Origin of the sequence: Pseudorhodoferax aquiterrae (genome assembly GCF_014652235.1) — a bacterium.
GTDB lineage: Bacteria > Pseudomonadota > Gammaproteobacteria > Burkholderiales > Burkholderiaceae_C > Pseudorhodoferax > Pseudorhodoferax aquiterrae.
The window spans coordinates 16,355-30,494 of sequence record NZ_BMYK01000034.1; the positions used below are offsets into that span (position 1 = coordinate 16,355).

Annotated in this window: 13 protein-coding genes; 5 read left to right on the plus strand and 8 right to left on the minus strand. The window is 70.2% G+C overall.

The window, feature by feature from the left end; translation table 11 throughout:
• Genes IE209_RS29565 through IE209_RS29575 form a run of 3 tightly spaced genes read right to left on the minus strand, consistent with a single transcriptional unit; the run spans position 1 to position 5,866 of the window.
• Positions 1-1,419 carry an efflux transporter outer membrane subunit gene (locus IE209_RS29565; RefSeq protein WP_189690474.1) on the minus strand — a complete coding sequence of 473 codons (1,419 nt, stop codon included), beginning with the start codon at positions 1,417-1,419 and terminating at the stop codon, positions 1-3.
• 1 nt (position 1,420) lies between these two features.
• A complete protein-coding gene (locus IE209_RS29570; RefSeq protein WP_189690475.1) occupies positions 1,421-4,597 on the minus strand; it encodes an efflux RND transporter permease subunit in 3,177 nt (1,058 codons plus the stop codon).
• 18 nt (positions 4,598-4,615) lie between these two features.
• The gene (locus IE209_RS29575) at positions 4,616-5,866 is read right to left on the minus strand and encodes an efflux RND transporter periplasmic adaptor subunit (protein ID WP_229883129.1); all 1,251 of its coding nucleotides are present in this window, start codon (positions 5,864-5,866) and stop codon (positions 4,616-4,618) included.
• A 286-nt stretch (positions 5,867-6,152) separates the two neighbouring features.
• Here IE209_RS29575 and IE209_RS29580 point away from each other — a divergent pair, with 286 nt between their 5' ends.
• Positions 6,153-6,851: a haloacid dehalogenase type II gene (locus IE209_RS29580; RefSeq protein WP_189690477.1), complete on the plus strand. Its 699-nt coding sequence runs from the start codon at positions 6,153-6,155 to the stop codon at positions 6,849-6,851.
• 47 nt (positions 6,852-6,898) lie between these two features.
• Positions 6,899-7,885, plus strand: coding sequence for an LLM class flavin-dependent oxidoreductase (locus IE209_RS29585; RefSeq protein WP_189690478.1), 987 nt, complete (start codon positions 6,899-6,901; stop codon positions 7,883-7,885).
• Between the two features lie 9 nt (positions 7,886-7,894).
• Here the strand turns inward: IE209_RS29585 and IE209_RS29590 are convergent, their stop codons facing one another.
• Positions 7,895-8,095 (minus strand): hypothetical protein, encoded by a 201-nt coding sequence (locus IE209_RS29590; protein WP_189690479.1) that lies wholly within the window; start codon positions 8,093-8,095, stop codon positions 7,895-7,897.
• A gap of 157 nt (positions 8,096-8,252) precedes the next feature.
• On the opposite strand from IE209_RS29590, the gene IE209_RS29595 reads away from it, so the two are divergent.
• Positions 8,253-8,963 carry a ProQ/FinO family protein gene (locus IE209_RS29595; protein ID WP_189690480.1) on the plus strand — a complete coding sequence of 237 codons (711 nt, stop codon included), beginning with the start codon at positions 8,253-8,255 and terminating at the stop codon, positions 8,961-8,963.
• A gap of 13 nt (positions 8,964-8,976) precedes the next feature.
• Here IE209_RS29595 and IE209_RS29600 read toward each other — a convergent pair whose 3' ends face one another.
• Entirely contained in the window at positions 8,977-9,459 is a 483-nt protein-coding gene (locus IE209_RS29600; protein WP_189690481.1) for a hypothetical protein, read from the minus strand.
• Positions 9,460-9,635: 176 nt separating this feature from the next.
• Here IE209_RS29600 and IE209_RS29605 point away from each other — a divergent pair, with 176 nt between their 5' ends.
• Entirely contained in the window at positions 9,636-10,262 is a 627-nt protein-coding gene (locus tag IE209_RS29605; RefSeq protein ID WP_189690482.1) for a glutathione S-transferase family protein, read from the plus strand.
• Here the strand turns inward: IE209_RS29605 and IE209_RS29610 are convergent.
• The 3 genes from IE209_RS29610 to IE209_RS29620 are packed head-to-tail and all read right to left on the minus strand — an operon-like array spanning position 10,259 to position 13,419.
• Positions 10,259-10,615 (minus strand): translation initiation factor Sui1, encoded by a 357-nt coding sequence (locus IE209_RS29610; protein ID WP_189690483.1) that lies wholly within the window; start codon positions 10,613-10,615, stop codon positions 10,259-10,261. The genes IE209_RS29605 and IE209_RS29610 overlap by 4 nt on opposite strands.
• Positions 10,615-11,790 carry an aminotransferase-like domain-containing protein gene (locus IE209_RS29615; protein ID WP_189690484.1) on the minus strand — a complete coding sequence of 392 codons (1,176 nt, stop codon included), beginning with the start codon at positions 11,788-11,790 and terminating at the stop codon, positions 10,615-10,617. Before IE209_RS29615 ends, IE209_RS29610 begins: the two co-directional genes overlap by 1 nt.
• 18 nt (positions 11,791-11,808) lie before the next feature.
• A complete protein-coding gene (locus IE209_RS29620) occupies positions 11,809-13,419 on the minus strand; it encodes a gamma-glutamyltransferase family protein (protein WP_189690485.1) in 1,611 nt (536 codons plus the stop codon).
• 81 nt (positions 13,420-13,500) lie between these two features.
• On the opposite strand from IE209_RS29620, the gene nth reads away from it, so the two are divergent.
• The gene (nth, locus tag IE209_RS29625; RefSeq protein WP_189690486.1) at positions 13,501-14,139 is read left to right on the plus strand and encodes an endonuclease III; all 639 of its coding nucleotides are present in this window, start codon (positions 13,501-13,503) and stop codon (positions 14,137-14,139) included.
• Position 14,140: the final 1 nt, after the last annotated feature.

Below are 14,140 nucleotides of genomic sequence, written 5' to 3' on the forward strand. Positions count from 1 at the left end.
TCAGCCCGTTGTCGCGGCCGGCGCAGCGGCCTGGGCCTGCCAGCCGCCGCCCAGCACCTTGTAGAGCGTGACGCGGTTGGCCTGGTCGGTCAGTTGCAGGCCGATCAGCGTCTGCTGCGCGGCGTAGAGCGCGCGCTGCGCGTCCAGCACCTCCAGGTAGCTGCCGCCACCGCCCTTGAACAAGGCCTGGGCCAGCTCGAAGCTGCGCGTCGTGGCTGCGACCAGGGCGCGCTGGGCCTCCAGTCGCTCGGCCAGCGTGCGGCGCTCGGCCAGCGCATCGGACACTTCGCGGAAGGCCGTCTGCAGCGTCTTCTCGTAGCTGGACAGCACGATGTCGCGCTGCACTTCGGTGGCGCGCAGCTGGTTGCGGCGCGCGCCGTTGTCGAACAGCGGCAGGCTGATCGAGGGACCGAAGCTCCAGGCCCGGCTGCCGCCTTCGAACAGGCTGGACAGGCTGGGGCTGGCCACGCCGGCCGAACCGGTCAGCGTGATGCGCGGGTACAGCGCGGCGCGCGCGACGCCGATGTCGTGGTGGGCCGCGCGCAGTGCGTGCTCGGCCGCCAGCACGTCGGGCCGCTGCTGCAGCACGCTGGACGGCAGGTCGGCCGGCGGCGTGGGCAAGGATGCGACCGCGACGGCCCCCTCGCCTGGCAGCAGCGCAGCCGGCAGCTGCGTGCCGGCCAGCAGCGCCAGCGCATTGCGGCCCTGCTCGACCAAGGTGTCGAAAGCCGCCACCTGGCCGCGCGCGGACTCCACGGTGGTCTGGGCCTGCGCCAGCGCCACGCCGGACTGCGCGCCCAACGCATGGGCCTGGCGGATCAGGTCGTAGGAGCGCTGCTGGCTTTGCAGCGTCTCGCGCGCGAGACGCAGCCGCTGCTGGTCGGTCGCCAGCTGCAGCCAGGCCTGGGCGACCGAAGCCACCAGGCTGATCTGCGCGCTGCGGCGCGCGTCCTCGGTGCGCAAGAACTCCTCGAGCGCCGAATCGGACAGGTTGCGCACGCGGCCGAAGAAATCCAGCTCGTACGACGTGAGGCCGAAGTTGGTGCTGAAGCGGTCGGCGATGCTGGCGTTGCCGCTCGTGGTCAGCGCCGCCGGCGTGCGCGCCCGGCTGGCAGCCGCGCCCAGATCGACCGATGGCAAGGTGGCGGCGCTGCTCACGCCGTACAGCGCCCGCGCGCGCTCGATGCTGAGCGCCGCGGAGCGCAGGTCACGGTTGTTGTCCAGCGCGAGCGCCAGCACGCCGCGCAGGCGCTCGTCCACGAAGAACTCCTGCCAGCCCGCCAGCGGCTGCGGCGCGGCCTGGCCGTCGGCCGGCCAGGCCTGCGGTATGGGGGCGGCGGGCTGCTCGTAGCGTGGTGCCAGGTTGGCGCAGCCGGACAGAGCGGCCACGACGGCCAGGGGAATCAGTGCACGGCGCATGTCAGCGGCCTCCCTGTTCGGCCAGCTGCGGCGGCTCGGCCGCCTGCTTGCGCTGGCCACGCCGTTCCAGCCAGCCGCGGATCAGCACGAAGAACAGCGGCACGAAGAAGATACCCAGCGCCGTGCCGATGGCCATGCCGCCCAGGACGGCGGTCCCGATGGCCACGCGGCCGCCAGCGCCGGCACCAGTGCCGATGGCCAGCGGCAGCACGCCGAAACCGAAGGCCAGCGAGGTCATCAGGATGGGCCGCAAGCGCAGACGCACCGCCTCCATGGTGGCGTCGAACACGCTGCGCCCCTGCTCCTGCAATTGCTTGGCGAATTCCACGATCAGGATCGCGTTCTTGGACGACAGGCCCACCGTGGTCAGCAGCCCGACCTGGAAGTACACGTCGTTGGTCAGCCCGCGCATGCTCGTGAACAGCAGCGCGCCGATGATGCCCAGCGGCACCACCAGGATCACCGAGAACGGCACGGACCAGCTCTCGTACAGCGCCGCCAGGCACAGGAAGACGAACAGGATGGAGATGGCGTAGAGCAACGGCGCCTGGGCGCCCGACAGCCGCTCCTGGTAGGAGGCGCCGGTCCACTCGTAGTCGATGCCGGCCGGCATCTCGCGCATGATCTCTTCCACGATCGCCATGGCGGCACCCGAACTGACGCCTGGCGCGGCGTCGCCCGTGAACTCGTAGGCGGGTGCGCCGTTGTAGCGCGCCAGCTGCGGCGAGCCATAGCTCCAGCGCGAGCTCGAGAAGGCATGGAAGGGCACCATCTGGCCCAGGCTGTTGCGCACGCTCCAGCGCTCGATGTCGGACGGCAGCATGCGGAAGGCCGTGTCGCCCTGCATGTAGACGCGCTTGACGCGGCCGTTGTTCAGGAAGTCGTTGACATAGGTGCCGCCCATGGCCGTGGACAGCGTGCTGTCCACGGCACTGGTGGCCAGGCTCAATGCGCCGGCGCGCGCGTCGTCGATGTCGATGCGGAACTCTGGCGTGTCTTCCAGGCCGTTCATGCGCACGTTGCGCAGTTCGGGCCGGGCCTGCAGCAGCTCCAGGGTCTTGCGCTGCGCGGCCACCAGCGCGTCATGGCCCAGGCCGTTGATGTCCTTCAAGAAGAAGTTGAAGCCCGAGGCCGCGCCCAGGCCGCGCACCGCCGGCGGCAGTTGCACGATGATGCGCGCGTCGCGGATCTTGCCGAGTTCGCGGCCGGCCCGCGCCGCGATCGCAGCGGCCGAGGCCGAAGCCTCGGTGCGCTCGTCCCACTCCTTGAGCTTGACGAAGGCGCGTGCCGAGCTCTGATCGCCGTTCTGGCCGGTCAGCACGTTCACGCTGACCACCTCGGGCTGCTGGGCGAAGTACTCCTGCACCTGGTTCACGACGGGTTGCAGCCGGGCGTTGGACGCGCCGGGCGGCAGGTTCATCTGCACGGTCACGAAGCCCTGGTCCTCGTCGGGCAGAAAGGCCGTGGGCAGGCGCATGAACAGCACCGTCACGCCGGCCAGGATCAGCGCATAGACGACCAGGCTGCGCTTGCCGCGTTTGAGGATCCCGCCCACCGCGCCCTGGTAGGCACCGGCGCTGCGGTCGAAGCCATGGTTGAACTTGACGAAGAAGCGGTCCACCCAGCCCAGCGGCCCGCGCCGCGGCGCCGCGCCGTGCGGGCTGTGCGCGCCCTTGGGAATGGGCTTGAGCAGCGTGGCGCACAGCGCGGGCGTGAGCGACAGCGCCACCAGCACCGACAGCACCATGGACGAGACGATGGTGATGGAGAACTGGCGGTAGATCACGCCCGTGGAGCCGCCGAAGAAGGCCATGGGAATGAACACGGCCGACAGCACCAGCGCGATGCCGATCAGTGCCGGCGTGATTTCGGCCATGGATTTCTTGGTGGCCTCCTTGGGCGAGAGGCCTTCGTCGCTCATCACGCGCTCGACGTTCTCCACCACCACGATGGCATCGTCCACCAGGAGGCCGATGGCCAGCACCATGGCGAACATGGTCAGCGTGTTGATCGAATAGCCGGCCGCCGACAGCACGCCGAAGGTGCCCAGCAGCACCACGGGCACCGTGATCGCCGGAATCAAGGTGGCGCGGAAGTTCTGCAGGAACACGTACATGACGATCACGACCAGCAGCACGGCTTCGAACAAGGCCTTGACGACCTCCTCGATGGATGCACTCACGAAGGGCGTGGTGTCGTAGGTCACGAAGCTCTCGAGCTGGTTCGGGAAGAACGGCTGCAGCTCGGCAATCTTGGCGTTGACGGCCTCGGCCACCTTGACGGCGTTGGCACCATCGGCCAGCACGATGCCCATGCCGGCGCCCGGGCGGCCGCGCAGGATGGAGCGCACCGTCAGGTTCTCGGCGCCGAGTTCGAGCCGGGCCACGTCCTTCAGGCGCACGACGGCGCCGTCCGGCGTCACGCGCAGCACCACGTTGCCGAACTGCTCGGGCGTCTCCAGCTTGCTGCGCGCGGTGATGGTGGCCGTGAGCTGCTGCTCGGCCACGGCCGGCAGTGCGCCGAGCTGGCCAGCCGAGACCTGGGCGTTCTGCGCCTGCAGCGCGCTGTTGATGTCCGACGGCATCAGCGCGTACTTGCGCAGCTTGTCCGGGTCCAGCCAGATGCGCATCGCGTAGCCCGTGCCCAGCACCTGCACGTCGCCCACGCCATCGACGCGGCTGATCACGTCCACGAGGTTGCTCGTGATGTAGTCGCCCACGTCCACGGCCGAAGCGCTGCCGTCGCCCGAGTAGAAGGCGATGACCATCAGGAAGTCGTTGCCGCCCTTGGTCACGAACACGCCGCGGCTTTGCACCTGCTGCGGCAGCCGCGACATGGCGGGCTGCATCTTGTTCTGCACCTGCATCTGGGCCACGTCGATGTCGGTGCCGGGCGCGAAGGTCAGCGTGATGCGCGACTGGCCCGAGGAGTTGCTGCTGCTCTGCATGTAGAGCAGGTTGTCCAGGCCCTTCATCTGCTGCTCGATGATCTGGGTCACCGAGTCCTCGACCGTCTTGGCCGAGGCGCCCGTGTAGGTGGAACCCACGGACACGCGCGGCGGCGCGATGTCGGGGTATTGCTCGAGCGGCAGCGTGCGGATCGACAGCAGACCCGCGAGCATCACGATGATGGACAGCACCCACGCGAAGATGGGGCGCTCGATGAAGAACTGCGCCATGGACGGGTCTCCCGGCGCTCAGCGCACGATCTTGGCGTCGACCAGCGGGCTGGCGCTGGCCACCGGGCCCGGTCCGGGACCGCCCTTGCCGTTGACCGGCGCCGGCGCACCGGTGCCGGCCTTGGGCGTCACCTCGCTGGCACGCACCAGGTCGCCGGCGCGCGCGCGCTGCGAGCCCTCGACCAGCACGCGGTCGCCGGCCTGCAGGCCATCGAGCACCTGCCAGCGGTTGGCCACGGCGCGGCCGACCGTCACGGGGCGCTTGACCAGCTTGTCGTCCGGCCCCACCACGAGCGCCGAGGCGCTGCCATCCGGCGCGCGCGTCACGGCCTGCTGCGGCACCAGCAGCGCGTCCTCGGCCACGCCCTCCTCGAGCACGGCGCGCACGTACATGCCGGGCATCAGCATGCGGTCGGGGTTGGGCACCACCGCGCGCAGCGTCACGCTGCCGGTGCCGGCATCCACGGTCACGCCGGCGAAGGTCAGCCTGCCGGCATGGGGGTAGACGCTGCCGTCCTCCAGCAGCACGCGGATCGGCGCCTCGTCGGCGCGGCCGCGCGACAGGCGGCCGCTGGCCAGTTCGCGCTTCAAGCGCAGCAGCTCGGCGCTGGACTGCGTCACGTGCACGTTGATCGGATCGAGCTGCTGGATCGTGGTCAGCGGCGTGGCCTGGTCGGCCGTGACCAGCGCGCCGGCCGTCACGCTGGACAGCTCGATCCAGCCGCTGATGGGCGCGACGATGCGCGTGCGCGCGAGGTTGATGCGGGCGGTCTGCTCGGCCGCGCGCGCCACGGCCACATCGGCCTCGGCCTGCTCGGCGGCGGCCTGGGTCTGCTCGTTGACCTGCTGGCTGATGGCGTCGATCTTGACGAGCTCGGCATTGCGCCTGGCCACGCTGCGGGCCGTGGCCAGCGTGGTCTCGGCGCGGCGCACGGCCGCGCGCGCGCTCGCGGCCGTGGCCTCGAAGCTGGCCGGGTCCAGTTGGTAGAGCACCTGGCCGGCCTTGACGTTCGAGCCTTCGGTGAACAGGCGCTGCTGCACGATGCCACCGACCTGCGGCCGGATCTGCGCGATCACGGGTGCCACGGTGCGGCCGGCCAGTTCGGTCGTGACCGGCATGCGCTCGGTCTTGAGCGTCACCACGCCCACGTCCTTGGCCTGGGGTGCGGCGGCCGGTGCAGCGGCCTTGCTCTCGCCCGTGCCGCGCGAACAGCCGGCGGCGGCCAGCAGTGCCAACAGCAGCGGCAGGCACAGGTCACGGGGACGCAAGAAAGGTTTCAGAATCGGCATGGAAGAGACCTGTGGGGGACGGCGTGCTCTCGAAACCGGAACGGCCGGATCGGGCATGGCAGCGAGGGCGCCACGGTGGATCGGGCCGGCTCCGGTGAGTTCCCATCCACGGCCCGCGACGTACCAGCTTTGCAAACCAGACACAATGGCGGGGTTCCCGGACCACAAGCAAATGCGATGCCCGCGGCCAGCGCGCAACGATACACCGGCTTGAAACATTTGGTCATGAATGGGATGTAAAGCACGAACGAAAAGGAGACTGCGCATGCCACAGCCACCCGCCGTGCTGGCCTTTGACACCTTCGGCACGGTGGTCGACTGGCACGGCAGCATCGCCCGCGAGATCCGCGCGCTGCATCCGCAGGTCGATGGCGCGGCTTTCGCGCGGGCCTGGCGTGCCGGCTACCAGCCGGCCATGGAACGCGTGCGCTCGGGCGCGCTGGGCTGGACGCTGATCGACGACCTGCACCGCCTGATCCTGGACGAGATCCTGCCGCGCTTCGGCCTGCAGGCCATGCCGGAGGACGCACGGCGGCAGCTCAACAAGGCCTGGCACCGGCTGGACCCCTGGCCCGACGTGCTGAACGGCCTGGCGCGCCTGAAGCGGCACTACACCATCTGCACGCTGTCCAACGGCAACATCGGCCTCCTGACCAACATGGCCAAGCGCGCCGGCCTGCCCTGGGACTGCATCCTGTCGGCCGAGGTGTTCCGGGCCTACAAGCCGGACCCGGCCACCTACCTCGGCGTGGCGCGTGTGTTCGACCTGCCGCCCGGCGAGGTCATGCTGGTGGCCGCGCACCACAGCGACCTGGCCGCCGCGCGCGCCTGCGGCCTGCAGACGGCCTACATCGAGCGTCCGCTGGAATTCGGTGCGGACCAGCCCAAGGACGTGTCGCCACAGCCTGGCAACGACCTGCACTGCCGCGACTTCAATGACCTGGCCGCCCGGCTGGGTGCCTGAAGCACCACGCCAGCACGGTTTCGCGGGTCTGGCTAGCATCGCCGGCCATGACCGCACTTTCCGTACTCGACCTCTGCCCCATCGTGGAAGGCGGCGACGCCGCCCAGGCCTTCCACAACAGCCGCGACCTGGCGCAGCACGCCGAGCGCCTGGGCTACCAGCGCTTCTGGCTGGCCGAGCACCATGGCATGCCCGGCATCGCCAGCGCCGCGACCTCGGTCGTCATCGCCCATGTGGCGGGCGGCACCAAGACCATCCGTGTGGGCGCGGGCGGCATCATGCTGCCCAACCACTCGCCGCTCGTGATCGCCGAGCAGTTCGGCACGCTGGAGTCGCTGTTTCCCGGCCGCATCGACCTGGGCCTGGGCCGCGCGCCGGGCTCGGACCAGGCCACGGCGCGCGCGCTGCGCCGCGATGCCTTCGAGTCGCCCGACCAGTTTCCGCAGGACGTGGTGGAGCTCATGCACTACCTCTCGCCCCAGGCCGCCCATGCGCGCATCCAGGCGATCCCGGGCACCGGGCTGCAGGTGCCGATCTGGATCCTGGGCTCCAGCCTGTTCGGGGCCCAGCTGGCCGCGGAGCTGGGCCTGCCCTACGCCTTCGCCTCGCACTTCGCGCCGGCCGCGATGATGGACGCCATCGCGATCTACCGCGCGCGCTTCAAGCCTTCGGCCCAACTGGCCAAGCCGCACGTGATGCTGGGGATGGGGGTGTTCGCCGCCGACACCGACGAAGAAGCGCAGCTGCTCGCCAGTTCCATGCAGCAGGCCTTCGTCAACCTGCGCAGCGGCCGGCCGTCGCGGCTGCAGCCGCCCAAGCCGGGTTATCTGGAGCAACTCACGGGGCCCGAGCAGGCCATCCTGGCCCAGACCATGAGTGCGGCGGCGATCGGTTCACCGGACACGGTGCGTCGCCAGTTGAAGGAATTCATTGCCCGCACGGGCGCGGACGAGTTGATGGTCGCCACGCAGATCTTCGACCACGCGGCCCGTGTGCGGTCCTACGAGATCCTGGCGCAGGTGCACCAGGGCTGATGCAGGCGCTCACCACTCTCCGACGGCGCGCACGCGCTGGTCCAGGTCGGGCCAGTCGCCCTGGCCGTCGGCGGCCTCCGGAGCCTGCGGCGCGGCGTCCGACCGGACCACGCCACGGCCTGCCAGGCGCTGCATGAACTGCTGGCCTTCATGCCGTGCGAAGGCGGCGAAGGACGGGGCGGAAGGCGGGGCGTCGTGGGGGGATGGCATGGCGCGGCTCCTGTTGCGTTCGGGCAACGAAAGTGTAAGGAGCACCCGATGAACACCGCGTGACATGGGCACGCACGCAACGTGACGTATGCACGTTCCGACCCAGAAATTTGCAAACGGTTGTGACAACGGCCGGCTTCCTACAATCGCCCCCGCAATGACTGACGCCTCCACCACCTCTTCGGCCCCCGCCGACGCACCCTCGCAGCAACGCAAGCGTCGCCGCCAGCCCGGCCGCAAAGGCCAGCAGCAGCGCCCGCAGGGCCGTCCGGTCCACCCGCTGCTGGAGCAGCTGGCCGAACTGCACCCGGCGCTGTTCGGTGCGCGCTTCCGCCCGCTCAAGCTCGGCACTTTCCAGGACCTCATGGAGCGCCATGCGGGCCTGTTCGACCCTGCCGCACTGAAGGAGGCGCTGGGCCAGCACGCGCGTTCATCGCGCTATCTCGAGAGCCTGGCGCGTGGCGACCAGCGCCACGACCTGGACGGCCATCCCGTCGCGCCGCTGGCGCTGGACCACCAGCACCATGCCCTGGTCGAGCTGTTCAAGCGCCGCCAGGCCCGCAGCAAGGAAGATTTGCAGCCTGCGCTGCGTGCGCGCGTGCGCGAACTGTTCGTGCAGAGCGGGCTGGACCGCGCCGGCTATGCGGCCACAGCCAAGGTGAATCCCGACACGCTGGCCGCTCTGCTGGACGCCGCGGACCAGGACCAGGCCGCCGACATCGCCCGGCGCGAGGCCCTGCTGCGCGCGTTCGAGTTGGGCGGGCTCAGCGAAGCGGTGTTTGCCGACCAGTACGGCCTTGCGCCCGAGGCCGTGGCACCCCTGCTCGCACAGGCCCGCGACGACCGCCGCGTGCGCGCCGCACGCTGAGCGCGGCCGCGCCTCAGCGCGGCACCACCAGCACCGGGTTCTCGGTCTTGGGCTCGATGGTCACTTCGGTCTGGCCGGGCGGCACGACCACCGTCTCGACCTCGCGGATCACGCCGCCGCCGCCCACGCTGCCGCTCTGGTTGCCGTAGCCCAGGACGCGCGCCGTGCAGGCGGCATGGTCTTCGCCGCCCAGCGCGTCGCAGCGGCGCATGGCATTGGCCGTCAATTGGTCCTGGCCCTGCGTCTGCAGCTCGCCTTTGCGCTTGTCGGCCTGGGCGTTGGCGGCCTCGCGCAGGCAGGTGTCCTGCGCCTGCGGCGTGGCCCCGCTCAGGCAGGCGGCGCGTTCACGCTCGTAGCTGCCGGAGTTGTCGATGCCCGTCTGGGTCGACGTCGCGACCTGGGCGCTGGCAGCGCCCACGGCCAGGGCGCAGACCAGCCCGAAGTACGCGAAGGGCCGGCTGCGCTGGAAGCGTTCGTTGCGGTATTGCACAGACATGGTGAACCTCTCGTGTTCTGGCTGACGATGTTCCGAAGTCTAGGAACGGTACAGCCGCCGGCGCGCCGGACGGCACCGGCGCCGTCCGCACCCCGAACGCCCGCCAGCCTGTAGGACAAGGCTGCCTGCAGGTCGCCGCCTACACTCGCGCCCGTTCCCATGACGAGACATCCACCATGCTGACGCTCTACTACGCCCCCAAGACCTGCGCACGCGCTTCCCACATCGCCCTGGCGGAAAGCGGCCTGCCCTACCGCACCCAGCGGCTGAACTTCGCCGAGGGCGAACAGCGCCAGCCCGCCTACCTGGCGATCAACCCCAAGGGCCGGGTGCCGGCCCTCGTCACCGAACGCGGCGCGCTGACGGAAACGCCTGCCATCCTCGCCTTCATCGCCCAAAGCGCACCGCAAGCCCGCCTCGCACCGCTGGACGACGCCTTTGCGTTCGCCGAGCTGCAGGCCTTCAACAGCTACCTGTGCTCGACCGTGCACGTGGCCCATGCCCACCGCTTCCGCGGCGCGCGCTGGGCCGACGACAAGTCGGCCCACGAATCCATGCAGCGCAAGGTCGCCTCCAACATGCGCGAGTGCTTCGAGCTCATCGAGGCGCAGATGCTGCGCGGCCCCTGGGTCATGGGCGCACAGTACTCCGTGGCCGACGCCTACCTGTTCACGATCGCCGGCTGGCTGGAAGGCGACGGCGTGGACCTGGCCGGCCTGCCGGCCACGCGCGACCACATGGAGCGCATGGCGCAACGGCCGGCCGTGCGACAAGCGCTGGCCGAGGAGGCTGCAGGCGCCTAAGCGCCAGCGCGCTTGACCTGGTAGCCCTGCTTGCGCAGGGCTTCCATGACCTGGCTGACGTGGTCGCCCTGCACCTCGATCTGGCCGTCCTTGACCGTGCCGCCCGTGCCACAGGCGGCCTTGAGCTGCTTGCCCAGTTTCTGCAGGCCATCCTCGTCGACGGGGACACCCCACACCACGGTCACGCCCTTGCCCTTGCGGCCCTTGGTTTCCAGGCGCACGCGCACCGTGCCATCGCCCTGCGGCGCAGCGGACGCTTTCTTGCAGACGCACTGCGCCACGGGCTGGCGGCAGGCCGGGCACATGCGGCCGGCCTCGGTCGAATAGACCAGACCGCCACCACCGCCCTTCATCACAGGGCCTGGCCCAGCCGCGCGATGCCTTCCTCGATCTTCGCCACGTCGGCCGTGGCAAAGCTCAGCCGCAGCGTGGACAGGTCGGGGTCGTGCGCGAAGAACGGCGCGCCGGGCACGAAGGCCACGAGCTTCTCGATCGCGCGCTGCGCGAACGCGCTCGCGTCGCGGCCGCCGGTCAGCCGGGCCCAGAAGAACATGCCGCCCTTGGGCGCATCGAAGGTGATCGCGTCGCCCAATTCGGCGCGCAGGCGCGCGGCCATCACGCGCGCGCGCTCGGCGTAGACCTTGCGCACCTGGTCCAGCGCGCCTTCCAGGCGGTTCAGCGTCAGATAGTGCGCGGCCGTGGCCTGGGTGAGGTTGGAGGTGTGGGCATCGCTGAACTGCTTGCACATGGTCGCGTTGGCCAGCAGCGCCGGCTGGGCGATGAGCCAGCCCACGCGCAGACCGGGCGACAGGATCTTGCTCATGGAGCCGCAGTGCGCGAGCCATTCGCGGCTGCCCGGCACCTGCGCGGACAGCGCCAGCAGCGAGGGCGGCGCGGGCTGGTCGAAGTACAGCTCGCCATAGGGGTCGTCCTCGACCACCAGCGTGCCGGTGCGCGCGGCAATCTCCAGGATGCGGCGGCGGCGCTCCAGGCTCAGCATGGCGCCATGCGGGTTGCCGAAGTTCGGGATCAGATAAACCAGCTTGGGGCGGTGCTCCGCGATCAGGCGCTCGAGCGGCTCGACCAGCACGCCGTCGGCATCGATGGGCGCGCCGATCACGTGGGCGCCATACAGGCGGAAGCACTGGATCGTGGCCAGGAAGGTCGGCGCCTCGACGATGACCTTGTCGCCGGGCGAGATCATGGTCTTGCCGATCAGATCCAGCGCCTGCTGGCTGCCCGTGGTCACGATCAGGCCCTCGGGCGCGACCTGCACGCCCTTGCCGGCCATGAAGCGGGCCAGTTGCTCGCGCGCCGGACCATAGCCCTCGGTGGCGCCGTACTGCAGCACCGGGCCAGGGGTGTCGCGCAGCACGGCGGCCGTGGCTTCGCGGATGCCTTCGACATCGAACAGCGAGGGGTCGGGAAAGCCGCCGGCGAAGCTGATGATGCCGGGCTTGCCCAGCAGCTTGAACAGCTCGCGGATGGCGGAGGTTTCGACGTTCTGGAGACGGTCGGCGAATTGCATGCGTGTCTTTCGTGGGTATCAGAAGCCCGCGGCCAGGCCGTCGCGGCGCGCATCGCTGGCAGCCACGTAGCCCTCGACCTTGGGATCGCCGGCGCGCCAGATGAACTGGCCGGCGCCGAAGTCCTGGTAGGAGTCCTGGATCACCTCCATGCGGTGGCCGCGGGCGGCCAGGCCTTCGATGGTGGCACTGCGCATGGCGGACTCGACGTTGAGCTCCAGGCCGGCGTTGTAGCGCCAGCGCGGCGCATCGCAGGCGGCCTGCGGGTTCTGGCCGTAGTCCAGCATGCGCACCAGGGTCTGCACATGGCCCTGGGGCTGCATGTTGGCGCCCATCACGCCGAAGCTCATGACCGGCTCGCCGTCCTTGGTCAGGAAGGCGGGGATGATGGTGTGGAACGGCCGTTTGCCCGGCGCCACCTGGTTGTGGCCCGGCGCCAGCGCGAAGCCGTGGCCGCGGTTCTGCAGGCTGATGCCGAAGTCCGGCTCCACCGCGCCCGAGCCGAAGCCCATGTAGTTGCTCTGGATGAAGCTGACCATCATGCCGTTCTCGTCGGCCGCGGTCAGGTAGATGGTGCCACCCTTGACCGGGTTACCGGCGCCGAAGTCCTGCGCGCGGCCCAGGTCGATCAGCTTGGCGCGCTCGCTCAGGTAAGCGTCGTCCAGCAGCTGCTCGGCCGTGACCTCCATGCTGCCGGGCTCGCCCACGTAGCGGTAGACGTCGGCGAAGGCCAGCTTCATGGCCTCGATCTGCACGTGCTGCGAATCCACGCCGTCCACTTCCATGCCGGCGATGTCGAACTTCTCGAGGATGCCGAGCGCGATGAGCGCCGCGATGCCCTGCCCGTTGGGAGGGATCTCGTGCAGCGTGTGGCCGCGGTAGTTGCGCGCGAGCGGCGTCACCCACTCGGGCTGGTAGGCCGCGAAATCCTGCGCCGTGAGGCTGCCGCCGTGCGCGGCCGAGAATCTGGCGATGGCGGCCGCGATCTCGCCGCCGTAGAAGGCTGCGCCACGCGTTTGCGCAATCGCGCGCAAGCCGCGCGCCGCGGCCTTGAACTGGAACAGCTCGCCCACGCGCGGCGCCCGGCCCCAGGGCAGGAAGGCGTCGGCGAAGCCGGGCTGGCTGCGCAGTTCCTCGGTCGCGGCTTCCCATTTCTGCTGCACCACCACGGGCAGCAGGTAGCCGCGCTCGGCGATGTCGATGGCCGGCGCGATGAGGTCGGCGAAGGGCAGCTTGCCGAATCGTTCGGACAGTGCCGCCCAGGCGCTCACGGCACCCGGCACGGTGACGGAGTCCAGGCCGCGCTTGGGCGGATGGGCCGCGTCCTTCCCGTACTTGGCCTGGAAATAGCCCGGCGACCAGCTGGCCGGCGCGCGGCCCGAGGCGTTGAGGCCGTGCAGCTGCCGGCCGTCCCACAGGATGCAGAAGGCGTCCGATCCCAGGCCGTTGCTGACCGGCTCGACGATGGTCATCACCGCGGCCGCAGCGACCGCGGCGTCGACCGCGTTGCCGCCCTGCTGCAGCATGCGCAGGCCGGCCTGCGCGGCCAGCGGATGCGACGTGCTGCAGACATTGCGTGCGAACACCGGCGTGCGCACGGAGGGATAGGGGTTGGCGAAGTCGAAATGCATGGCGGGGCAGTCTCCTGGCAAGCCGGCCATTGTAGGAGGGCACCCCGCGGGCACGCGGCCGTGCTCCTACACTGCCGCGCCATGACATCCGACGACATCGCGCAGTTCTTCGCCACACTGCAGCAAGCGAACCCGACACCCGTCACGGAGCTCGAATACACCAGCGTGTTCGAGCTGCTGGCCGCCGTGCTGCTGTCGGCCCAGGCCACCGACGTGGGCGTGAACAAGGCCACGCGCCGGCTCTACCCCGTGGCCAACACGCCGCAAAAGATCCTGGCGCTGGGCCTGGAGGGTCTGGAGAGCTACATCCGCACCATCGGCCTGTACCGCACCAAGGCGAAGAACCTGCTGGCCACCTGCCAGATCCTGGTCGAACGCCATGGCGGCGAGGTGCCGCGCACGCGCGAGGCGCTGCAGGCCCTGCCCGGCGTGGGCCGCAAGACCGCCAACGTGGTGCTCAACGTGGCCTTCGGCGAACCGACCATGGCCGTGGACACGCACATCTTCCGCGTCGCCAACCGCACGGGCCTCGCGCCGGGCAAGACCCCGGACAAGGTCGAGCAAGGCCTGCTCGCGCGCGTGCCGCCGCGCTACCTAGTCGACGCGCACCACTGGCTGATCCTGCACGGCCGCTACGTGTGCCAGGCGCGCAAGCCCCAATGCTGGCGCTGCAGCGTGGCGCCGTGGTGCGATTACGAACCCAAGACCGTCGCGCCCTGAG

What these genes read in the sequence shown, in the direction of transcription:
- IE209_RS29570 (WP_189690475.1), bottom strand. Translation starts at nt 4,597, where the DNA reads ATGGCGCAGTTCTTCATCGAGCGCCCCATCTTCGCGTGGGTGCTGTCC.
- IE209_RS29605 (WP_189690482.1), top strand. Translation starts at nt 9,636, where the DNA reads ATGCTGACGCTCTACTACGCCCCCAAGACCTGCGCACGCGCTTCCCAC.
- IE209_RS29590 (WP_189690479.1), bottom strand. Translation starts at nt 8,095, where the DNA reads ATGCCATCCCCCCACGACGCCCCGCCTTCCGCCCCGTCCTTCGCCGCC.
- IE209_RS29620 (WP_189690485.1), bottom strand. Translation starts at nt 13,419, where the DNA reads ATGCATTTCGACTTCGCCAACCCCTATCCCTCCGTGCGCACGCCGGTG.
- IE209_RS29595 (WP_189690480.1), top strand. Translation starts at nt 8,253, where the DNA reads ATGACTGACGCCTCCACCACCTCTTCGGCCCCCGCCGACGCACCCTCG.
- IE209_RS29585 (WP_189690478.1), top strand. Translation starts at nt 6,899, where the DNA reads ATGACCGCACTTTCCGTACTCGACCTCTGCCCCATCGTGGAAGGCGGC.
- IE209_RS29600 (WP_189690481.1), bottom strand. Translation starts at nt 9,459, where the DNA reads ATGTCTGTGCAATACCGCAACGAACGCTTCCAGCGCAGCCGGCCCTTC.
- IE209_RS29610 (WP_189690483.1), bottom strand. Translation starts at nt 10,615, where the DNA reads ATGAAGGGCGGTGGTGGCGGTCTGGTCTATTCGACCGAGGCCGGCCGC.
- IE209_RS29615 (WP_189690484.1), bottom strand. Translation starts at nt 11,790, where the DNA reads ATGCAATTCGCCGACCGTCTCCAGAACGTCGAAACCTCCGCCATCCGC.
- nth (WP_189690486.1), top strand. Translation starts at nt 13,501, where the DNA reads ATGACATCCGACGACATCGCGCAGTTCTTCGCCACACTGCAGCAAGCG.
- IE209_RS29580 (WP_189690477.1), top strand. Translation starts at nt 6,153, where the DNA reads ATGCCACAGCCACCCGCCGTGCTGGCCTTTGACACCTTCGGCACGGTG.
- IE209_RS29565 (WP_189690474.1), bottom strand. Translation starts at nt 1,419, where the DNA reads ATGCGCCGTGCACTGATTCCCCTGGCCGTCGTGGCCGCTCTGTCCGGC.